Raw genomic sequence first — 20,951 nt, 5'->3', positions numbered from 1 at the left:
CGGGTCAAACCCCTGACAATCGTAGATAAAAGGCTGTTTGACCTCAATGGATAGCCCCGTAAGGCCATCCCATAGACCTGAAAAGGAAGGCGAAACGTGTCCTTACTTGATAAGTTCATGCGCATCGGTGAAGGTAAAATCCTCAAGAAGCTGGTGAAAGTAGCTGATGCGGTGGACCTGCTTGAAGACGAATACCGCGAGCTGAGCGATAGCGAACTGAAAGCAAAGACTGACGAGTTCAAGCAGCGCCTGGAAGAGGGCGAGAAACTTGACGACCTTATGGTTGAGGCTTTCGCAACTGTTCGTGAAGCCTCCGATCGAGTGCTCGGACTGCGTCACTTCCGGGAACAGATTATGGGCGGGGCGGCCTTGCACTGGGGCAACATTGCCGAAATGAAAACCGGTGAAGGCAAGACTCTGGTAGCCACGCTGCCCTGCTACCTGCGGGCGCTGAGCGGCAAAGGCGTACACGTCGTCACCGTGAACGACTACCTGGCGTCTTACCAGGGCGAATTGATGGGACGCGTATACCGTTACTTGGGTCTGAGCACCGGCATCATCATGGCTCAGATGGATCCCGAGGAACGCCGTAAACAGTACAACTGCGACATCACCTACGGCACCAACAACGAGTTCGGTTTTGATTACCTGCGCGACAATATGGCGCAACGAGTCGAAGACCTAGTGCAGCGGGAACACAACTACATCATCGTCGATGAGGTGGACTCCATCCTCATTGACGAAGCCCGTACCCCCCTGATTATCTCCGGTCCCGCCCAGGGCGATGTCAACCACTGGTACACGGACTTCGCCAAGATTGTCCAGGATTTGCATCCTGGCGAAGACTACGAGGTGGACCAAAAGAAACGCACCGTGGGGGTCTTGGAACCCGGCATTGACAAAGTTGAGGACTACCTGGGTATCGACAATCTCTATGAGGTCGCCAACACCCCCCTGATTGGGTTTTTGAATAACGCCATCAAGGCTAAAGAGCTGTTTAAGCTGGATAAAGACTACATTGTCACCCCGGAAGGGGAAGTGCTGATTGTTGATGAGCACACTGGGCGTGTCCTGCCCGGAAGGCGCTACAACGAAGGGATGCACCAGGCGATTGAAGCTAAAGAAGGCGTAGAAATTAAGGCTGAAAACCAGACTTTAGCCACGATTACTCTGCAGAACTACGTGCGTCTCTACCCGAAGGGCTCGCGTGCCGGCATGACCGGTACCGCTGAGACTGAGGCCGCCGAATTTAACGATGTTTACAAGATGGGCGTGGTCCCGATTCCCACACACAAACCCATGATTCGCGAGGACAAAGACGACGTGGTGTACAAAACCGCCGAAGCGAAATTCAACGCGGTCGTTGAGGACATCGAAGAAAACTATCACCGCGGTCAGCCTGTCCTGGTCGGCACCACCTCGGTGGAGAAATCCGAATACCTCTCGCACTTGCTGAACCAGCGGAAGATTCCCCACCAGGTCTTGAACGCGAAACAGCACGAACGTGAAGCTGCAGTTGTGGCGATGGCTGGCCGAAAGGGCCAGGTCACGGTCGCGACCAACATGGCCGGGCGCGGTACCGATATTATGCTGGGCGGCAACGCCGAATTCTTGGCGGTACAGGATTTGAAAGATCGCGGGCTGGATCCGGAGGAAAACTCTGAAGAATATGAGGCCGCTTGGCCCCAAGCCTTGAAGGATGCCAAAGCCAAGGTGGCTCAGGAGCACGACGAGGTTGTGGAACTTGGTGGACTCTACGTCCTAGGCACGGAACGCCACGAGTCACGCCGTATCGACAACCAGCTGCGTGGCCGTGCGGGACGTCAAGGAGACCCCGGTCGCTCCCGCTTCTACCTGTCGATGGAAGACGAGCTGATGCGTTTTGCCAACCAAGGCTGGCTCGGCAACGTGATGCGTTCGAGTCTGCCCGAGGACATTCCCATGGAGTTTAAGATGGTTTCTGGCGCGATTCGTTCGGCGCAAACCCAGGTGGAGGGTCGTAACGCGGAAATCCGTAAGAATGTTTTGAAGTACGACGATGTGATGACTGAGCAGCGCGAAACTGTCTACGGGGAACGGGGACGAGTGCTGCGTGGGGAGGACCTCTCGGCCACGGTTGACTCCTTCATCGAGGGCACAATTGCGGATGCGGTTGCGCAGGCCACGGACCTTCCCGATACTAGCGAATGGGATTTGAAGACCTTGTGGGCGGGGCTAAAGAATCTCTACCCGGTGTCGCTTTCGGTGGAGGATTTGGAAAACGCGGTGGGCGGTAAATCGGCTTTGACCACGGATTTCATCACCGAACAGCTGGTCGATGACGCCAAGTTGCAGTACGAGCTAGCTGGTAAGTCTTTGGCGGAAAATCCCATTGCGCAAGCCCAGCTGGGCGATGAACCGATGAAGGAGTTGGAACGGCGAGTTCTGCTCTCGGTGGTGGATCGGCTGTGGCGTGAGCACCTGTACGAAATGGATTACCTGAAGGAAGGCATCGGGCTGCGGGCGATGGGCCAGCGCAACCCCCTGGTGGAATATAAGACTGAGGGCTACCTCATGTTCAGCGCCATGATGGGACGTATTAAGGAAGAGACTGTCCAGAATGTATTTGGGTACGTCAAGGCCTTTGTCGATGCCCTGGAGCGCGCTGAAGCCGCAGCTCAGGAAGCCGGAGAAGCTGGCGAAGGCCAGGCGGAAGCAACGGAAGAGCCGACACCGGACAGTAAAGCGCCTCTCTCTAAGAGCGCGGCAAAAAAGAAAGCCCGCAACTTTAAGAAATCCGGGCGCAGGGCCGGCCTGAAATCGGTATCCGCTAATCGCACGGTTATGGGCGATACCGGACATCAGGCTATGAACTCACAAATCTCTTATTCCAGCGATGGCTCCACTGAACAAGCCCCGCAGGGCAACAGAGCGCAGCGTCGTGCGGCAAAACGGCGGGGCTGAGGGTCTCAGTTTAGCCCAGGCGAATCGCGGCAATCATCCATTGATCGCCATGATTTTCTAAGGTTAGCGCGGCGGCACGAGTCCGCTGGCCATCGTTGAGTACGACAACCGCTTCGTGAGTGGTCGCGGAGGTAGCCCGGCTGTGGGCACTGAGCACTCTCACTGGTGACACCCGGCGTGTCTTGCCTCCGACGAGTCCCGGCTGTGGCTTTTGCTTGGAGCTAATAGCGTTTCGGCGCTGTTCGAGGTAGCGATAAGCCTGCGGCGAGGCCCAGCGGGTCATCTGGGACAAAGGGCGCATGCCCTCAATGATTTCTAGCCCGCACCGAGCCATCTGAGCGGCCCAAACTCGAGGGGAATGTTGAACATCCTCGATGAAAGATTTCCCTTGGGGCCTTACGACTGGGGCTGGGTCCGTCCCGACGTTTCCGGTTTTTTCTGTTTGGCGCTGCGGAGCTATCGATTGCCATGTCTGGCCCCTTTGGGCATAAGTCGCCTTGACTAAACTCCGCAAGGACGGCTTGGCAACCTGACGGCGTTTCAAGGCAGGACCGACTACTGGCTGGAGTCGTTGGTTCGTCACGAGTGCGGCGGCGTGCTTCAGATCATTTTGGCCAGACTCATGATGCTTGACCTCCTGCTGGAATCCCCGTTCGGTCTCCATCAGTAGATTTTCGGTAACTTCGGTGGACATCGGCTGCGAGCTCACCTCAGAAGGGAGGGATATTGAGGACGCGGGAGAGGTGCTGAGCGCAGGGCGAGTCGCCTCGGCAGAGTCATTGGTTTCGGCAGTATTGGGTTCAAGAAGTGCGGTTTCCATAGTATTTCCCTTTGTTAGCAAGTTTTATTTAGTTATTGCACGTTTGATAGCGTTTGATTCCTTATCCTAAGATTCTTTTCGTTTCTTTGTCAATATCCGGCTTTTTAAGGCTATTTACAGCATTCTTGGTAGCCAGTAATATGTTTTGCTTCTCCCGATGCGGCGGGTGAGCTAGACTACAGTACGTGGAGCATGACGATTATCTTGATGATCTCTCGGCTGATTTCGCGGCGAAGCTGCGCGCACAGCGGCAAGCCGAAGCGACTGAGTTGTCGGCGGCGGATGCGGCGGAGGTGACTCTCTCCGGTCGTTTGTTAGCCAGTAAGGGCACTGCGGTCGAGATTCGGCTCATCAACGGGGAATCGCTGCGTGGTGAAGTCGCTGATGCTGCAGCGAGTTGGCTGATACTGCGCTTGCTGCGTATGGATATCTTCATAAGGTACTCGGCCATCGAAGTCGTTTCCGGCCTGGGGACCGCACCGCAATGGCCCACTTTGGTTGAAGCGAGAATTCCAGGCACAGTGAAGCTGCGCGAGTTTGCCGCCACCCGCCGCGAAGTCCAATTCACCACTCACAACCAGACTTTGAAAGGCTACATTGAGAGAGTTGGTGCGGACTTTGTGGATATTGTCGATCACGGTCGCCATGAAGCCATTGCACTGTCTGGACTGCTCTATGTCTCTTGCCCGCGTTGAGGAGCGCTACTGGGAATAAAAAGCGTCAACCCCCGCTATGTGTAACCAGGAGCGGTTAATCAAGCGGGGGCTGCGAAAGAAGGGGCTAGTCCACCAAGGCTGCACCGGAAGCGATTTTTTCCTCGCTTTGGGCGTATTGTCCCTTGATGTATTCCTCCATTGCGGATTCCTCGATGCGCCAGAGGCCGCGCCCGCCAATCTGGATAGCTTTGAGCTCTCCGTTATTGATGAGGTTACGCACTGCGCCGTGAGAAACCTTCAGCATGTCAGCAACATCAGCAATCGTGTAAAAATTATATCCCATGAGTTTATGGTACATCAAATGACACAAAACCACAACAAAAACATTCCTATGCTTCGATAGTTTAATGATATAAAGCCTATAAGGAGATTTCAGGGAGGCCTGTATGCCCATTGGTTCGGAAATATCAAGCAAATCTCGGTACTTGAATCGGCGTACCGCACTGGGAATCGGTCTGATGGTACTGGCTGTAATCCTGGTCATAGTTACGGTGCGGCTGGCCAGCCACCTGGAAGGTTACTTGGTGGCAAAAACAACCCTCGTTGCAGGACATACCGTGCAATCCAGTGATGTTGAAGTTATTTCGGCAAACCCGGGGCGGGCAGCGGGTCTGTACCTGCGTGAAGGCGAGCTTAAGGAAGGCAGCGTGGTCGTGCAAACTATTGCCGGCGGACAGTTGCTCCCCAAAACCTCTCTGAGCCAAACCGAACCCTACAACAAACGGATTGTTCTTGAGCTAGCAGCACCCCTGCCAAGTAGTGTAAAAAAGGGAGATTACCTCGAAATCTGGCAACTCCCTGACGAAAACTCCGCCAGTGTCTTTGACAAGAATCTCCCGTTGAAAAATGCTCAAAAGCTGGCAGATAAAGCCGTGTTCCTGGCGGAAAAAAGCTCGGAAACGGCGCTCGGGTCGAAAAATAAAACGAATGTAGAAATAAGCGTACCGGAAGAGGACTTGTCGCCTATCTTGGCTGCTATCGGTACAAAAACCCCGCTGATGGCGATACCGGTGGCATCATGAGTTTTATCGGGGTGGCGACTTGCCTGCATCCAGATTTGGAAGCGGACATCATCAGGACCATTGAGTCAGATTCTCTGCCCCTGCAAGTCATCCGGCGCTGCCGTGACGCCACGGAGCTATTATCGATAGCCAAGGCGCACCTGGTGCAGCTGGTAGCGGTGGATACCGAGATGCTGGAACTGGAAGGAGCCACCATCCAGGAACTAGCCGCTGAAAATGTTGCTATCATTGCCTTTGCCCCTCTGGAGGACGTGGATCAGTTGAACAGCCACGGGGGGATTTCGGTTTTAGCCAAAGCGGATCCCCGAGTGGAAGAGCCTGAACAGAGTGAGGCAGCCCGTCTGCTGGAACAGATGATGTCCACCCTGATGCCTCCGCCGCCCCCCAACCCTCGTGAGGAATTCGGTAACGATAATGCTGAATTGGCCGGTTCAATAGGTCAGATTGTCGCTTTTTGGGGTCCGGTGGGCGCACCGGGAAAGTCTACGCTAGCTTTGAACATCGCCTCGCGTTTACGTAACTTTGGTCGGGTTCTGCTGGTCGATGCCGATACGGTCGAGTCGTCTCTGGTACAGATGCTGGGGATTGCTTTAGACACTTCCGGGGTGGTGACCGGTTGTCGTTTAGCGGAACAAGGAAAGCTAAAGCCAGATAGTTTTCCGCAGCTGGTGACGCGGGTGGGCTTTGGAGTTGATTTGCTGACCGGACTGACAAAGGCGGAGCGGTGGCGTGAGGTCGGCCAGCACGCGTTGTCAGCTCTTTTAGAGATGGCTCGGATTAACTATCGCTGGATTTTGGTGGATTTAGCGAGTGGTGCTGACGACCAGTCGGATTTGCTGGCGGCTATGGGGCCGACCCGTTACGGAGCTGCCTTAGGAGCTTTTGACGTTGCCGACTTGGTGGTGGAAGTCGGTCTGGCTGACCCGGTGGGGATTCGCCGGCTGCTGGTCAACCACAATTGGGCTCGTGAACAGGAACTTTGGAGCTGCCCGACGTTGGCGGTAGTGAATCGCGGGAGGGCTTCCGTGGGAGGGGCGAACTGGCGCAATTCCATAGTTCGTGTCGTGTCCGCTTCGGTTTCAAACCTGCCGGTGACGGTGGTGCGAGAAGCCGGAGAAGATTTTGACCGTGCTCTGGTGGCCGCTTGTGATGTGATGACGGCGAATCCTCGCGCTGCGGTTCTGGAGGACCTGGAAGGGCTGCAGAATGACATTTTTAAACAACTCGGTTTGCTTCCCCGGCGCGGCTCGGGACGGAGCAGGATTCGGGAGAGCAAACTGTTGAAGTTCAAACGTGGCGAACAGAAGGAACCAGAAAATGAGTAAAGCCCCCCAACGGACGAAAACGATTCGTGCCTACATCGCGCTGTGTCCCCAATCCCTACAGGACAAGACCTGGGAGGGTGCGCCGGTCACGGTCGTGGACGGGGCCTGGTGCGCCGCTGCTGGTTTTCCTGCTCCCAGCGAGCTGCACGGGGAGGACCGAGAGGTGGCGGAAGACGAGGCTTTACACGTCGCCGCTTTGAAATCTTTAGACGCGCAAACCGAAAGCTCCCAGCCTCTCCGGGTGGTGGCGGTGGCGGAAGTCGCGGACACGGACCTGCGACCCTGCCACCCGGAATTGGCCGGAGGATACATCCTGACCAGACCGATTCAGTATTCTGAAGTGGTTTCCTACCATGTAGACGAACCGGCGGCTGGCGCAGAAGTGGCAAAACTAGCATCGGGGCAGGCCGCCCGCGCGGCAGGGGCGGGGGAATCCCCCCAGGACTTAGAGTTGCCGGAACTGTTGTGGTTCGACGGCTCCGAGCTCGGGGTCCTGCGAGAATTCCTGGGCTTGAGCTAGACCGTATCTAAACCGTTGATTTGTAGGTAGGAGCCAATCTTGCGTTTTCCGCCTGGTTTCAGTTCCGTGGTGTTGCCGCTGTGGTAGTTTCGCACCTGAACCTGGAGGGGAATTTCCTCTTGTAGTTCACTGACATGTGAGATGATTCCTACGCAACGTCCTCCCTCCTTCTGCAGACTATGCAGCGTGTACATGACCGCCTCTCTGGTGTCATTGTCCAAGGTGCCGAAACCTTCATCGATGAAAATGTTTTCCAGAGTGATGCCGCCCCTTTCCCGTTGCACGACTTCGGAAAGCGCCAAGGCAATAGCGAGTGAACAGTAAAATTTTTCGCCCCCGGACAGCGACTTTGGCGGTACCACCTTGTCCTGAGCGCCGTTGTACATTTCGATGCCCAGTCCGTGATATTTCTGATTGCGGTCCGACTCATAGTTTTCGTTATGCCTGATTTCGTAGTATCCCCCGGAAACATCAGAAATCAGCTGGTTAGCTACAAAAGTCACCTGTCCCAGACGCTTGCTCAAGTAGTAAGCGCTCAAAGTAGTTTTCATCGTGTTTTCCCCATTGAGTACTTGAGATAAACGTTCATAGCCGGCAATCTTTGGCGCTTCTTTGTCCCATTCCTGTTTGGTCTGTTCGTACCTTTCCTTGTGGGTGCACAAATTCTGGTGGGAACTATCCAAAGACGCCGACTGTTGGGTGAGAGAGCGATATTCCTGCTTGCTGGCTTCGGTAGCTGCTCGAAGGCTCTCCAGTTCGGGGGGCTTGACTGCAGCTTTGTCTCGGTACACGTCGGTATCCAGTTTCGCGCGCAGTTCAGCTACTTCGTTGCGGTGAGAAGAAACTGTTTCTTGGTCAGTTTCCAGAAGCTGGCGAGGTTTGGCATAGGTCTGGGCTTCGGCTACTGACTCGAAACCGTGGTCTGTCAATGACTTGCGCAACGTTTCATGAGCGCTAATCCACTCTTGGCGGATTGGCAGCCAGGAATCATAAAACTTGGCGAGCTGTTTGACCGCGTCCAGACTGTGCTGGTTCGTATCTAACAAGTCTTGCGGGTCAGAATTGGAATCAAAATCAGCCAACTCCGCTCGAATTTTGTCAGCAAGTGCCTGAATATCCTCGTGGAGGTTTTCAACCTCCGAGCTTAATCCTGCTTCCTGTTTGATGAGTTTTTCACGCTCGGTTTGGTTTTGTTTGTCTGATTCTTCCAGTTCGGAAATTTTCTTTTCCAACTTGGGTACTTGCTTGCTAGCTACGGCGGATTCACTGACGGCCTTCTCAGCCACAGAGAGGGCCGCAGCCAAAGACTGTATATTCCGGTCCTGGAGCTGATCCGTAACTGTTTGCAATCTGGCGCTAATCTCAGTTTCCTTATTGTTTGCCTCAGAGAGCTTGTCGTGAGTTTTTTTGGCTTCGCTCGCAGCTGCTTCATAGTCCTGAAAGGTTGTTTTGTCAGCCGTTTCGGCTGCGGGATGCGGATGATCCAGAGAACCGCAGACCGGACAGGACTCTCCGTCCTGCAACTGTGCCGATAAGCGAGACGCCGCGGTATCAGACCATTTTCGCAAAACGGACTCGGCGTTTTCCTGTGCCCGGTCGTAGCTTTCTTGCAGCCGGGCAGCATTTTTCGTGGCAGCTTTCAAATCCTTGGCTAACTTTTCAGCCGATTTTGCCCAATCGTGGTGCTCCTGAGCATTTTTCAGCTCTGTCTGCCGGCTGGGTAACCCGTCCGCAAGCTGCTTCTGTTCTCGCAGTATCTGGCGCTGTTTGTCCAGCGTTTCTGTGGTTTTTTTAGCAGTGTCGCTGAGCTGGCGAATCTGACTGCGCAGAGACTTCAGCTGTTCTTCCTTACTGTTGGCAGCGGTAGTTTTTTGACTCTGAAGGGAGAGATTGGCTTTGATGGCCTCCAGCCTCTTTTGGTTGTCATTAATCTTTTCGCTCATCTCATCACGCAGGTCAGACAAATTGGTACTGGGTTCCTCCCTTTCTAACCAGGTTTGCAATTTTGTGTCCGACAGATTTGATACTTGGTCCCTAAATTCGGCTAAATCCGTATCGTTATCGACCAGCTGTGTCAAAGAACCAAGAATACTGGCACGCTGGTGCTCGGCTGACCGGTAAGGTTTCTGCTCTGCTTTCTCGCTGTCCATGACGGCGTTGGCATGCACGGCTTTCTGGTTGCGTTGGTCCAGTTGTTCAATTTCGGTTGTCTTTTCGGAAAGTTCGGCAAGTCTTTCAGTCATCCGTCGTGCCTCTGAGATGACGCTCTGCTCGGTTTCCGCTGTAGTGAGTTTTGTCTGAGCCGCTTGGTATTTTTTCTGAGCTTGCTCGGCGGCGTCCCTAACCTTAGCGGCTTCTTCGCGCAAAATTTTGGCGGCGCTAGCAAAGAGGGGCTCTCCGGCTTGCTCCAAGGCGGAAATCGATTGCGCCGCCCCGTCTTTTGCCGCTGCAAATTCCTCCAAAGTTTCTTTCCAAGCGGTTTCATTTTCACCAGTAATCTCAATGTTGGAAAGATCCGCATACACAGTTGTGAGAAGCTCACCTAGACGTCTGGTGTACTCTTTGGTGGTTTCCTTGCCTTGAGAGGCACGTTCCTTAGCGGCTTTTTCCATGGCAATAAAGCTTTCCGCCCCGAAAAGATTGGATAAAACCTCATGCCGTTCGGCGGCCCCTGCGGTCAGGAACTGCTGAATCTGACCTTGGGGAAGTATCACCGTCTGCAGAAAATGTGATTTCTCCAGGCCGAGGATTCTCACTACCTCTTTCGTGACGTCTCTACCTATCGCAATGGGTTCGGTAACGTTGTCAAAATCCGGGGTAGTGGACACCTTAAGCTGGGCTATGGATTGAGTGACAGTCTTACGCCCTGGCTTCGTAAAGGTCACCGTGCGACGTAGCTCATAGAACTTGTCGTGGGCAGAGAACACCAGCACGACCTCAGGAGGATAGTCCTTGTCCCAGTAGTAGGAGAGAATACGATCTGTTGCGGAATCTCTCTCACCAGCTACGTCTCCATACAGAGCGTAGACAATTCCGTCCAGGATAGTGGACTTTCCCGATCCGGTATTGCCCGTAATTAAGAACAGTCCCGACTCGGCCAGTTCGTCCAGATCCAAGGTGGTGCGCTCGTAAAAACTCCCCACTCCTTCAAGAGTAAGTTTATGGAATTTCATTTCTCTGTCCCCCCAACGGCGTCTTCATATATTTCGGTTAGCAAAGCGAGGTCTTCCTCCTCGTCAATGCCACAGGTACGTAAGAATTCGGTGGCAATCTCTAGCTCAGATAGTTCCCGAAACTCTGCGCCAGATTGCAGCGTCCCGTTCAGAGTGCCCTGGGAATGAGTGAGCTTCAACATTCGCGGGAAAACCGCTTTCAGTCGGTTATAAGCGTTTGGCGGCAAGGTCGTTTCAGTCAGGTTGATGCTGCAAAAGGCCTGATGCCAGGACTGGTAGCGGGAGTCGTCCGGGTTCGTGAGGTCCTCAATACTGCCCTGTAGTCGTGTGACTTTATAAGGCACTATCAAGGGTAGCTTCTCGACCTCCACCTGGTGATCGGGGTGAACCTCGACCAAAAGGGTGCATTTCTCGTTGCTCTCACTAACCCGATAAGGCAGAGGAGACCCCGCGTACCAGGCCGTGGCTTTAGTGCCCCGTATCTGATACGCCCCGTGAATGTGTCCCAGAGCTAGATAATCAATGCCGTTGTATCCTTCCGGGCCTCCGGCGAAATAATCCAACATAGAAACCGGGATCGGAGAGAGATTTCCCAGCGGTTCCACTTCTTTATTCGGATCTACCTGTGTTAGATAGTCATGAGCCATCGCGAGGACCGGCACGTCCGTGTTCCTCCGGTCCAGATCCCTCCCGATGCGGCGCAGTGCCGCGCCAAACAGTACTTCCGGTTTTCCCGGGAGCAACGGCGCCGGGTCGTCTTTGCTGGCGGGCTGCTTCAAAGTGTCATCGAGATGACAAACCCCGTCATTGTCAACCCACGTGGATAGCTCCGCGCGATCCTGGTAGGGAGACAGGTAAGGTATGGGGTAGACCAGCGCGCCGAGTTCACCGTCGGGTCCCGGAATCTCGATAGCGGTGCCAACCTGGGCAGCTTTCGTCACGATATTGACTTCCGGCAGAGTGAAGCCCTTGGCAAAACCAAGCCTGGAGGCCCCATCGTGATTACCGGCAATGAGGATGATTCGAGTTATTTGTCGTGCCTCATTCAAAAAACCGGACAATTTGTCCAAATCCGCATCACTCGGATTTGGTTTGTCCAATACGTCGCCCGTAATCAGCAAAGCATCAGGACGGTGCGCTTCAATTTGCGTCAGGATTTGCTCCAGGAAGTAATCCTGGTAGGGGGCTAGGTCATAGTTCATAAAGTCCCGGCCGAGATGCCAATCAGAGGTGTGTAAAAACTTCATGACTCAAGCATAAGAGCAACCCCGGGGGCGAAAATTTAAGAGTTTTGCAAACCTCACAAATTAGTCTGTTTCCGAGCCGATATACTGCAAAACTTGGGAATGCAGACGTCCGTTAGTAACTACTGCCCCCGGCCCGTTCACGCCATCCTCACCGGTGAGGGACGTGAACTTACCGCCAGCTTCGGTCACGATGGGGTAGAGCGCCCCCATGTCCCACAGATTCAAGTCCGGTTCCGCCGCAACGTCCACCGCGCCTTCTGCCAGCAGCATATAGGACCAAAAATCGCCGTAGGCACGAGTCCTCCATACCTGCTGAGAGAGATTCATGAAGCCCCGCAAACGATGAGCCTCGGCCCATTCGCCGATAAGCGCGTAGGAAAAGGAAGCCTGATTCAGGTTAGAGATACGTGAAACTTGCAGCTGGCGTGCCGAGGAACGCGACCGGCCGGTCCACGCCCCACTGCCCGCGGCAGCCCACCACCTAAATCCTAGGGCGGGTGCGCTGACCACCCCCATCACCATCTTGCCGTCCTCCATTAGCCCAATGAGAGTAGCCCACACCGGGACCCCGCGGAGAAAATTCGCGGTGCCGTCAATCGGGTCGACGACCCATTTTCGGGCTGCTAAACCGGTACTGCCTTCTTCCTCACCCACGATGGCATCTCGAGTTCGCGAATGTGACAGGTGTCGCCGGATGAGTTTTTCGGCGGCTTTATCCGCGTCGGTTACCGGCGTCAAATCCGGTTTATCGCTGACTTCCAAATCGGGAGCCAAGAAACGCTTGGTGGTCAGGGCGTCTACCTGGTCTGCCATGATTAGGGCTAACTGTAAATCTTCTTCCCAGCGACTGCTCATGTTCTAAACCTATCCCTTGAAGGGCTGTAAAACGGTCAACGGCGCGATTTTTCCATTAAGCTGAACCTATGCAAGCAACAGTTTGGCGGGCTCCCCGCGCGAAAGGTCCTGTTTTCGGTGCGGTGACCCTGCCGGGTTCAAAGTCTTTGAGCGCCAGAGAATTGTTGCTCGGTGCCATCAGCGATACTGAGGCTTCTCTCACGGGGGTTCTGTATGCCCGCGACACGGACCTCATGGTGCAAGCGCTGCGCTCATTGGGGGCGGTTATCGAGCCGTGGCCTCCCGTTTTGGACCAACCGGTACAGATTACCCCTCTGACCCAACTGTGGTCGCAGTCAACTTCCGCAGTTTCTCAGGGTGTTTTGCGGGATAATGTTCCCGTTACGGTGGATTGCGGTTTGGCTGGAACTGTCATGCGTTTCATTCCCGCCGTGGCGGTGGCATTGGGGCGCGCCGTGCGGTTGGTCGCCGATACACAAGCAAATACTCGCCCGATGCGGCCTTTGTTGGATGCTCTGACCCAGTGGGGAGCCCATATCGAGCACGAATCCTCGGATGGGAGCGTATTTCCCTGTACGATTTATCCTCCCGCGGGGCGCCCCGCCACGGAAGTCACCATAGATGCTACGGCTTCCTCGCAGTTTGTATCAGCTCTGTTGCTGGCTGCGCCGCTACTGCCCGATGGTTGTACCGTTCGTTCCAAAACTGCGGCGCTACCTTCGCTGCCACACATCGAGATGACTTTAGAATGCCTGTCTCAACACGGAGTTACCGTTACGCCGGGGAGCTCCGAGGAGGGCAAGCCTTTCTGGCATGTGGCCCCAGAGCCGGTTTTGGGCCAGGACGTTCTCATCGAACCGGATCTCTCGAACGCGGGACCGTTCTTGGCTCTGGCAGGTATTGCCGGGGGGCGGATTTCTATCCCCACTTGGCCCGCGAACACCACGCAGGCAGGGGCGGCTTGGCTGGAGATTTTGCCAAAAATGGGTCTGCATGTGGAGTGGAACTACGGGGTATTGACGGTTTCCAGTCTGGGTCCGCTGTGGCCGATAGACGCCGATTTTACCGCGGTGGGTGAGCTGGTTCCCACCGTGGCGGCTTTGGCTGCTTTCGCCCCCGGAACTTCCCGATTGCGCGGTTTGCACCACCTGCGGGGTCACGAGACGGATCGTCTCGAAGCGCTGCGCACCGAACTTACGACCGTCGGGATTCCCTGCGAAATCACCCCGGAGGACGACCTCGTGATTACCGGTGTCAGCCCCTCCGGGCTTGTGGACCAAGACCCGGAATCTCCCCCGCTGCTGTTGCACAGTTACGGGGATCATCGGCTGGCGACTTTTGCAGCGCTCCTAGGATTGTACTATCCGGTACAAATCGATGATATCGGCGCCACCTCCAAAACCCTGCCAGATTTCACAAAAATGTGGGAACGTCTGTTGGGAGCAGCCTCTTGAGTCGCCGCGACATCGGTACGGATGATCCGCGAGTCCGCGTGCGACCGGGGAAAGGTAGCCGCCCCCGCACTAAGAAACGTCCCAGTTTTGCGCACGCTGAGCCCGGTATGGTCATCGCCGTGGATCGGGGCCGGTTTACGGTAGCGCTTGGCGCAAACCGCATGGTGCAAGCCGTTAAGGCGCGGGCGCTGGGACGAAAGGGCGTCATTGTGGGGGACCGGGTGGGCGTGGAAGGAGACACTTCCGGCACTCCCGACACTTTGGCGCGCATTGTCACCCTAGAAGATCGCCAAACCATCCTGCGCCGTAGCTTTGACGAATCCGAGGCCGGAGCGCGCGAAAAACTCATCGTCGCCAACGCCACTCAGATACTAATCGTGGTCGCAGCGCGTGACCCAGAACCGAAACGCGGCATGATTGACCGGGCGATAGTGGCGGCTCTGGACGCGAAAGTCACCCCACTGCTGGCGGTGACGAAAACGGACTTGGACTCCGCCCAGGAACTTATCGCAGACTACGAAGCTATCGGAATAACAGTGTTTGCCCTGAACAGAGACCTCTACGAACCCGCTGTTCCGGCGCTAGCACTAGCCGAGACATGCTCGCAGACCGCACCGGCCCCCACTGTCGCCCGGGGACTGGTGGCGCTCCAGAAACAGCTGACCGGTGAAATCACGGTAATGCTAGGCCACTCGGGGGTCGGCAAATCTACACTGGTGAACGCGCTGGTGCCGGGCGCAAATCGGGCGACTGGGACAGTCAACGAAGTAACCGGTAAAGGCCGGCACACTTCGACCTCGGCGGTCGCCCTTCCGGTGGCTGCACAAGGGTGGCTCATCGACACTCCCGGAGTGCGCTCTTTTGGCTTGGCACATGTTGATGCGGCGGGATTGCTGCGCGGATTCCCGGAACTTTACGCGATAGCCCGGGACTGTCCGCGAGGTTGCACTCACGGTGCGGACTCCCCAGATTGCCTATTGGATGAGCACCCGGAACTAGCGCTGCGTTTGGCGTCCTTCCGAAGCCTCTTGACCGAGATTCCGCCAGCCTACTGAAAAGGGAAAGTCCTTAAATCCTCAAGGATAACTCGAACTATAGTAAATCTTTGTCAAGGTCTGAGAAATAAGGTGAAATTCCTAGGCTAAAAGTCCTAAATTAGGAGCACAATGGAGAAAATTTCCAATGACCTTGAAAGGGAAAATATAGTGGCCGAGACACAGTCGTCGAATAATTCAGCCTCCGAAGAAGTTATTGCTCAGCTTCACGCCCAATACCTCGCGGATAAAAGTTCAGTTCCCCCCGAATGGCAGTCGTATTTCCAACAGATGGAAAGCCTGGGATTGTTGCCGGGAGCAACCGCTGGCGCCGCTTCCGAACTCACGGAAAGCGGTGAAACCGCCGAATCCGGTGAGGAATCCCGACCCACCGGACTTGATGCCCAACACTCTGACCGCCCGCCACTGCCACGTTCGGTCGTTCACGCTCCGACTTCGCCCTACGCTGCAATGGTGGCAAAGCAGCACTATGATGCGGCAAAGGCCACCGTTAAAGGGGAGGATCGTTCCGAACGGCTGAAGGGTGTCCCCGCCGCGATTGCGAAAAATATGGATGCTTCGCTATCAGTGCCGACCGCGACGTCTTACCGCCAGATTCCGGCGAAAGTTTTGATTGAGAATCGTACCCAGATTAATGACCACCTGAAGCGGACTCGCGGCGGCAAAGTATCCTTTACCCACTTGATTGGCTACGCCATCGTGGAAGCCTTGGTGGAAACTCCTGACGTCAACGTGCGCTACCGCCTGGAGGACGGTAAACCGCATATTGACCATTTCGCGCACGTTGGTTTTGGACTGGCGATTGACTTGCCCAAGGACGATGGTTCGCGTCTGCTGGTCACACCGGTCGTCCACAAAGCCGACACCCTGTCTTTTGAAGAATTCGTCCGCGCATACGAAGAACTCGTGAAAAAGGCTCGTGACGGTAAGCTGGGAATGGAAGACTATTCCGGCTGCACGGTGACCCTGACCAATCCGGGAACCTTGGGTACCCTCATGTCGTCGCCTCGCCTGGTGCAGGGCCAGGGCTGCATCATCGGGGTCGGGGCAACGAATTACCCGGCAGAATGGGCCGGTGCTTCGGAAGAACAGCTGGCTCAGGCCGGTATCGGCAAGATTATGCACATGTCTTCGACCTACGACCATCGGGTCATTCAGGGGGCTCTGTCCGGCTCTTTCCTGGGTCTAATCGAAAAGAAACTCAAAGGCGAAGACGGATTCTACGAACGTGTCTTTGACTCCATGAAGGTTCCCTACGCGCCTTTCAGCTGGGCGCGTAACAACGATTACAGCGGGCCCGGGGAGCTGTCCAAAGACGCGCGAATCACGCGGTTCATCCACGCTTACCGTTCCCGTGGACACTTGATTGCGGATGTGGATCCCCTGGATTATCGGGTGCGTAGCCATCCAGACTTGAAACTCGGGGCCTACGGTCTTTCTATCTGGGATTTGGATCGGTATTTCCCGGTGGGACGACTGGGCGACAAACACAATGTTGACATGAAGCTGCGCGACATCATGACCCAGCTGCGTGATACCTACACTCGTACCGCGGGCATCGAATACATGCATATTCAAGACCCCGAACAGCGCACGTGGATGCAGGAGGAAATTGAGCGTCCCTACGAGCCGCCGAGCAAAGAAGTCCGTCACGCCATTATGAACCGCTTGAACGCGGCTCAGGCCTTCGAAGACTTCTTGCAGACCAAGTATGTCGGTCAAAAGCGCTTCAGTTTGGAGGGCGGCGAATCGCTAATCCCTCTGATGCTGCGGATTATGGACGATGCCGCTCATGATGGCTTGGCTGGGGTGACCATTGGGATGGCGCACCGTGGCCGGTTGAACATGCTGGTGAACGTGGCCGGTAAAACTAACAACCAGATCTTTGCCGAATTTGAAGGCAACATGGATCCCGGTTCGGTTCAGGGCTCCGGGGACGTGAAGTATCACTTGGGCACCGAGTCCATCTACGAGTCTTACGAAGGCAAGACCACCAGCGTCTATATCGCGGCTAACCCCTCCCACTTGGAAGCTGTGAACCCGGTGGTTGAAGGCATTGTCCGAGCGCAACAGGATAAAGTCGGTATCGAGGGCGACTACGGTTACCTTCCCGTGCTGATTCACGGCGACGCAGCTTTCATCGGTCAGGGCGTCGTCTATGAGACGCTGAACATGAGCCAGCTCAAGGCCTACGCCACCGGCGGGACGGTGCACATCATCGTGAATAACCAGATTGGTTTCACGACTTCTCCGACCAATGCCCGTTCCACAAACTACTGCACTGATTTGGCTAAAGGCTTGCAGGTGCCGATTTTCCACGTGAACGCTGACGATCCTGAGATGGTCACGCGGGTAGCTGGTCTGGCTTACCGTTTCCAGCAAAAGTTCCACAAGGACGTCATAATTGACCTGATTTGTTACCGTCGCCGCGGGCACAACGAAGGCGATGATCCGTCGATGACTCAGCCCGTGATGTACCACCTCATTGACACCCATCCAACCACTCGCACGGTTTACATGAATAACCTGATTGGTCGTGGCGATCTCTCGGATGAGGAAGCGCAAGCGGCAGTAGAGGATTACCACCAGAAACTGGAAAAGATTTTTGAAGAAACCAAGGAAAAGGGCTACACCCCGACGCGGCAAGGCGAACAGGGCGGCAACGATTGGGATTGGACCCTGCCCGCCGCTCAGACCGACGAGTCCGACGATATGATTGCTTGGACTTCAGCCATTCCGCGGGATGTAGTGGAAGCTATCGGCGATGCGCACGTGGATTACCCCGAAGGCTTCACCATGCACCCCAAGATTGAAAAGCTCTACAAAAAGCGTCAACAGATGTCTCGTGAAGGCAATATCGACTGGGGATTCGGTGAGCTGTTAGCGTTCGGGTCAATCCTGATGGAGGGCGCTCCCATTCGGATGTCCGGTGAAGATGCTCGTCGTGCGACTTTCGTGCAGCGTCATGCGGTCGCTCACGACTTCAAGACTGGTGAGGAATGGACCCCGCTGGAATTCTTAAGCGACAAACAGGGTAAGTTCATGATTTACGACTCGTCCCTGTCTGAGTACGCGCCCATAGGATTCGAGTACGGCTATTCGGTGGAGCGCCCGGAAGCTCTCACTATCTGGGAGGCCCAGTTCGGCGACTTCTCGTTCGGCGGCCAGACCATGATTGACGAGTTCATCAGTTCGGCTCAACAGAAGTGGCATCAGCACTCCTCTCTGGTGCTGTTGCTGCCCCACGGCTTTGAAGGCCAGGGACCCGACCACTCCTCGGCGCGTATTGAACGTTGGTTGAGTTTGGCCGCTCAGGACAATATGTGGATTGTCCAGCCTTCCACTCCGGCTAACCACTTCCATATGTTGCGTGAGCAGGCCTATCGTCGGCCGCGGACCCCGCTGGTTGTCTTTACCCCCAAGCAGCTGCTGCGTTTGAAAGCGGCGGTGTCTTCGGTGGAAGATTTCACTTCCGGTCAGTTCCAACGGGTCATTGGCGACCAGGGAAATCTGGATCCCAATGCGGTGACTCGCGTGCTGATTTGCACCGGCCGGTTGTATTACGACTTGGCGGACGAACGCGCCAAGACAGGTGACAAAACCACAGCAATCGTGCGTTTGGAACAGTACTACCCGCTACACGAGGATCTGAAGCCGATTTTGGCACAGTACCCCAACGCCGAACTGGTGTGGGCGCAGGACGAACCGGAAAATCAGGGGGTCTGGAGCTTCCTGAAGATACACCAGGATGTCTTCATCGGCGACCGACCGATTCGCGTGGTGTCTCGCCCGGCGATGGCCGCTCCCTCTACCGGTTTGGCTTCCGTACACAAGCAACAGGCCGCTGACCTAGTGTCGCGCGCTTTCGCCCGCTAAGAGCAGTCATAGTTTTCCCCGGAAGATATCGTTTCTTCCGGGGAAAACTGCGTTTCGGGTCCTTCAGTCTAAAAACACTGCGGGTGCGGGAAGTTTTCACTATCCTGCACCCGCGTTCAAGCTTTAAGCATTGGGGCGTTTGCCGTGATTAGCGGCACTCTTGGACCGCGCCCGACGCTTGCGACCGCGTTTCGACATAACAGCCTCCTTCTGAAGTTCGTAATCAACCTGCCTATTTTCACACATTCCCGGCCTTCCCGCAAACCCGGAGGCGTTGTAGTGCTTCGAAAAATCTGTGCGGCTAACCGATTTTACGAATCTCTATCATGATGCGTTCTCGCAGTTCAACCGGGGCTTCACAGCGGCAGGATTGTCGCAGCAACGTGATGTAACGCTCCACCCGCAGGGATTCTTCGTGGCAGTTCGGGCAGTGGCGCAAATGCTCGTGGAAATGTTGGGCGGTGAGCAAGTCCATTTCCCCGTTCATGATTTCACGCATATTTTGCGTCACGGTATCGCAGTCGCAGTCGAACTCAGACGCGGGGGACATCTGTGAATCAAGTTTTTCTTTGCTCATGGCACCATCACCTCAGCTTCCAGACGCTCACTCAACATTTTCCGCAGCTTCGCCCGTCCCCGGTGCAAACGGGACATGACTGTCCCGGAGGGAATATCGAGGATTTCCGCGATTTCTTTGTAAGCCAGACCTTCCACATCGGCTAGATACACCGCCTCGCGGTATTCATCGGGTAGGGAATCGAGGGCATCGAGGATATCTTGGGTCCCCAGACGATCCAAAGCTAGAGACTCCGCCGAAAGGGCTTCTCGATTGGAATCATCTTGAGCCAGCTGATAATCCGTAATCTCAGCCATCGTTTCCGTGCGCGGACGACGCTGATTCTTGCGATAAGAATTAATGAAAGTGTTGGTCATGATGCGATAAAGCCACGCCAAGAGGTTCGTTCCCTCCTGAAAAGAATCGAAACTTCGAAAGGCTTTCAAAAAGGTTTCTTGAACCAGGTCTTCGGCGTCGTGCGGGTTCCTGGTCAGACGCAGCGCGCCGGAATAGAGTTGATTCAAAAACGGCATAACTTCCGTTTCAAAACGCTGTTCCGGTTTGGGTGACGTCTCATGTTGGTGTACAGAGTCTATTGTTTCGCTCATCGTCATCCAGTCTAGCGTGCGAGTCACAAGTGGGACGGGGTGTGTTCGACTCGTTGTGCCAGCTTGGCGGGAAGCGGATTTAGTGAGGGTGTTTGCCAAAAGTTGTCTCACCTCTATTACAACCAGCGGTAGGGATTTTTATTCCACAGCGGTAAACAATTGTTTTGAAAAAGTGCGAATTCGTCTAAAAATGGGGACAATAGTACTATGAGGACTTTGTTGCGGTTTATATCACGTCCGCTACTGGCGGCGGTTTTCATTCATGATGGTCTCGACGCTTTGCGCAATCCTGCAGACCATGTGGAGCGTTTCCGAAAGATGGAACCAGCGTTGGAGAAAATTGGGCTTCCCCCCATGTTGACCTCGGATGCAAAATTGTTATCTCGTCTGGCTGGAGCCGCCACGGCAGCAACCGCGCTGGGCTTGGCTATCGGAAAATCCCCGCGGATTTGCGCCCTCATTTTGGCACTAGTGAACCTGCCAATTAGTGTGGTTAATAATCCAGTTTGGGCGGCTAATTCCCCAGAGGAACGTAGAGAATACCTGCGTGGTCTGGTGGCTGGATCCTCGCTGGCGGGAGGGCTAGGCATGGTGTTGGTTGACGCTAACGGTCAGCCTTCCCTGAAAGTTCGTCGGGAAATCATCAATGCTGCCAAAGCAAGCAAATGAGCTAGGTGGTTAAACTGCAAGACACCCCGCGATTATCTTTTTTTCTGTTCCACACCCCGGTTCTCAAGTTTCATACGGGTCGGTTCGCCTCGGTCTGCGATGAGGATGCACG

The 20,951-nt window shown here is 55.0% G+C and carries 17 protein-coding genes; 9 read left to right on the top strand and 8 right to left on the bottom strand.

Translation table 11 applies throughout. From position 1 onward, the window contains the following. Positions 1-96 precede the first annotated feature (96 nt). On the top strand, positions 97-2,943 hold the full coding sequence (secA, locus tag SPI05_RS02035; RefSeq protein WP_321075691.1) for a preprotein translocase subunit SecA: 2,847 nt from the start codon (positions 97-99) through the stop codon (positions 2,941-2,943). A 10-nt stretch (positions 2,944-2,953) separates the two neighbouring features. Here secA and SPI05_RS02030 read toward each other — a convergent pair whose 3' ends face one another. Continuing rightward, positions 2,954-3,763 (bottom strand): Rv3235 family protein, encoded by an 810-nt coding sequence (locus SPI05_RS02030; RefSeq protein WP_321075689.1) that lies wholly within the window; start codon positions 3,761-3,763, stop codon positions 2,954-2,956. A 185-nt stretch (positions 3,764-3,948) separates the two neighbouring features. Here SPI05_RS02030 and SPI05_RS02025 point away from each other — a divergent pair, with 185 nt between their 5' ends. Then, positions 3,949-4,458, top strand: a complete 510-nt coding sequence (locus SPI05_RS02025; RefSeq protein ID WP_321075687.1) for a hypothetical protein — start codon at positions 3,949-3,951, stop codon at positions 4,456-4,458. 85 nt (positions 4,459-4,543) lie between these two features. On the opposite strand, the gene SPI05_RS02020 is transcribed toward SPI05_RS02025, so the two are convergent. Next, the gene (locus SPI05_RS02020) at positions 4,544-4,762 is read right to left on the bottom strand and encodes a helix-turn-helix domain-containing protein (RefSeq protein WP_282922157.1); all 219 of its coding nucleotides are present in this window, start codon (positions 4,760-4,762) and stop codon (positions 4,544-4,546) included. A gap of 103 nt (positions 4,763-4,865) precedes the next feature. On the opposite strand from SPI05_RS02020, the gene SPI05_RS02015 reads away from it, so the two are divergent. From SPI05_RS02015 to SPI05_RS02005, 3 genes are read left to right on the top strand one after another with little or no spacing between them, the layout of a single operon-like run. Next, entirely contained in the window at positions 4,866-5,501 is a 636-nt protein-coding gene (locus SPI05_RS02015) for an SAF domain-containing protein (protein ID WP_321075682.1), read from the top strand. Continuing rightward, entirely contained in the window at positions 5,498-6,826 is a 1,329-nt protein-coding gene (locus SPI05_RS02010; protein WP_321075680.1) for an ATPase, read from the top strand. Before SPI05_RS02015 ends, SPI05_RS02010 begins: the two co-directional genes overlap by 4 nt. Continuing rightward, the gene (locus SPI05_RS02005) at positions 6,819-7,346 is read left to right on the top strand and encodes a DUF6912 family protein (protein WP_321075678.1); all 528 of its coding nucleotides are present in this window, start codon (positions 6,819-6,821) and stop codon (positions 7,344-7,346) included. The genes SPI05_RS02010 and SPI05_RS02005 overlap by 8 nt, the downstream gene beginning before the upstream one ends. Here SPI05_RS02005 and SPI05_RS02000 read toward each other — a convergent pair. Genes SPI05_RS02000 through SPI05_RS01990 form a run of 3 tightly spaced genes read right to left on the bottom strand, consistent with a single transcriptional unit; the run spans position 7,343 to position 12,621 of the window. After that, positions 7,343-10,519: an SMC family ATPase gene (locus SPI05_RS02000; RefSeq protein WP_321075675.1), complete on the bottom strand. Its 3,177-nt coding sequence runs from the start codon at positions 10,517-10,519 to the stop codon at positions 7,343-7,345. The genes SPI05_RS02005 and SPI05_RS02000 overlap by 4 nt on opposite strands. Beyond that, entirely contained in the window at positions 10,516-11,766 is a 1,251-nt protein-coding gene (locus tag SPI05_RS01995; RefSeq protein WP_321075674.1) for an exonuclease SbcCD subunit D, read from the bottom strand. Before SPI05_RS01995 ends, SPI05_RS02000 begins: the two co-directional genes overlap by 4 nt. Before the next feature lie 60 nt (positions 11,767-11,826). Further along, positions 11,827-12,621 carry an inositol monophosphatase family protein gene (locus tag SPI05_RS01990; RefSeq protein ID WP_311497273.1) on the bottom strand — a complete coding sequence of 265 codons (795 nt, stop codon included), beginning with the start codon at positions 12,619-12,621 and terminating at the stop codon, positions 11,827-11,829. A gap of 68 nt (positions 12,622-12,689) precedes the next feature. Between SPI05_RS01990 and aroA the strand changes: the two genes are divergently transcribed. The 3 genes from aroA to SPI05_RS01975 all read left to right on the top strand — a co-directional run bounded on the left by aroA (position 12,690) and on the right by SPI05_RS01975 (position 19,006). Next, positions 12,690-14,075, top strand: coding sequence for a 3-phosphoshikimate 1-carboxyvinyltransferase (gene aroA / locus SPI05_RS01985; RefSeq protein WP_321075672.1), 1,386 nt, complete (start codon positions 12,690-12,692; stop codon positions 14,073-14,075). Then, positions 14,072-15,130 (top strand): ribosome small subunit-dependent GTPase A, encoded by a 1,059-nt coding sequence (locus tag SPI05_RS01980; protein WP_321075670.1) that lies wholly within the window; start codon positions 14,072-14,074, stop codon positions 15,128-15,130. Before aroA ends, SPI05_RS01980 begins: the two co-directional genes overlap by 4 nt. A 150-nt stretch (positions 15,131-15,280) precedes the next feature. Next, entirely contained in the window at positions 15,281-19,006 is a 3,726-nt protein-coding gene (locus SPI05_RS01975; RefSeq protein WP_414601954.1) for a multifunctional oxoglutarate decarboxylase/oxoglutarate dehydrogenase thiamine pyrophosphate-binding subunit/dihydrolipoyllysine-residue succinyltransferase subunit, read from the top strand. A gap of 123 nt (positions 19,007-19,129) precedes the next feature. Here SPI05_RS01975 and SPI05_RS08980 read toward each other — a convergent pair whose 3' ends face one another. The 3 genes from SPI05_RS08980 to SPI05_RS01965 form a co-directional block, all read right to left on the bottom strand. Beyond that, a complete protein-coding gene (locus SPI05_RS08980) occupies positions 19,130-19,204 on the bottom strand; it encodes a 50S ribosomal protein bL37 (protein ID WP_370446369.1) in 75 nt (24 codons plus the stop codon). Between the two features lie 103 nt (positions 19,205-19,307). After that, the gene (locus tag SPI05_RS01970) at positions 19,308-19,583 is read right to left on the bottom strand and encodes a zf-HC2 domain-containing protein (RefSeq protein WP_321075667.1); all 276 of its coding nucleotides are present in this window, start codon (positions 19,581-19,583) and stop codon (positions 19,308-19,310) included. Beyond that, entirely contained in the window at positions 19,580-20,170 is a 591-nt protein-coding gene (locus SPI05_RS01965) for a sigma-70 family RNA polymerase sigma factor (RefSeq protein ID WP_321075666.1), read from the bottom strand. The genes SPI05_RS01970 and SPI05_RS01965 overlap by 4 nt, the downstream gene beginning before the upstream one ends. A gap of 207 nt (positions 20,171-20,377) precedes the next feature. Between SPI05_RS01965 and SPI05_RS01960 the strand changes: the two genes are divergently transcribed. Continuing rightward, on the top strand, positions 20,378-20,839 hold the full coding sequence (locus SPI05_RS01960) for a DoxX family membrane protein (RefSeq protein ID WP_321075664.1): 462 nt from the start codon (positions 20,378-20,380) through the stop codon (positions 20,837-20,839). Positions 20,840-20,951 lie beyond the last annotated feature (112 nt).

Origin of the sequence: Mobiluncus sp. (assembly GCF_034180645.1) — a bacterium.
In the GTDB taxonomy this organism is placed as follows: domain Bacteria; phylum Actinomycetota; class Actinomycetes; order Actinomycetales; family Actinomycetaceae; genus Mobiluncus.
This window is presented reverse-complemented; position numbering and strand designations above follow the sequence as displayed.

Coding starts and splice junctions, on each gene's coding strand:
- SPI05_RS02030 (WP_321075689.1), bottom strand. CDS start 3,763: ATGGAAACCGCACTTCTTGAACCCAATACTGCCGAAACCAATGACTCT.
- SPI05_RS02020 (WP_282922157.1), bottom strand. CDS start 4,762: ATGGGATATAATTTTTACACGATTGCTGATGTTGCTGACATGCTGAAG.
- SPI05_RS02015 (WP_321075682.1), top strand. CDS start 4,866: ATGCCCATTGGTTCGGAAATATCAAGCAAATCTCGGTACTTGAATCGG.
- SPI05_RS02010 (WP_321075680.1), top strand. CDS start 5,498: ATGAGTTTTATCGGGGTGGCGACTTGCCTGCATCCAGATTTGGAAGCG.
- SPI05_RS02005 (WP_321075678.1), top strand. CDS start 6,819: ATGAGTAAAGCCCCCCAACGGACGAAAACGATTCGTGCCTACATCGCG.
- SPI05_RS02000 (WP_321075675.1), bottom strand. CDS start 10,519: ATGAAATTCCATAAACTTACTCTTGAAGGAGTGGGGAGTTTTTACGAG.
- SPI05_RS01995 (WP_321075674.1), bottom strand. CDS start 11,766: ATGAAGTTTTTACACACCTCTGATTGGCATCTCGGCCGGGACTTTATG.
- SPI05_RS01990 (WP_311497273.1), bottom strand. CDS start 12,621: ATGAGCAGTCGCTGGGAAGAAGATTTACAGTTAGCCCTAATCATGGCA.
- aroA (WP_321075672.1), top strand. CDS start 12,690: ATGCAAGCAACAGTTTGGCGGGCTCCCCGCGCGAAAGGTCCTGTTTTC.
- SPI05_RS01970 (WP_321075667.1), bottom strand. CDS start 19,583: ATGAGCAAAGAAAAACTTGATTCACAGATGTCCCCCGCGTCTGAGTTC.
- SPI05_RS01965 (WP_321075666.1), bottom strand. CDS start 20,170: ATGAGCGAAACAATAGACTCTGTACACCAACATGAGACGTCACCCAAA.
- SPI05_RS01960 (WP_321075664.1), top strand. CDS start 20,378: ATGAGGACTTTGTTGCGGTTTATATCACGTCCGCTACTGGCGGCGGTT.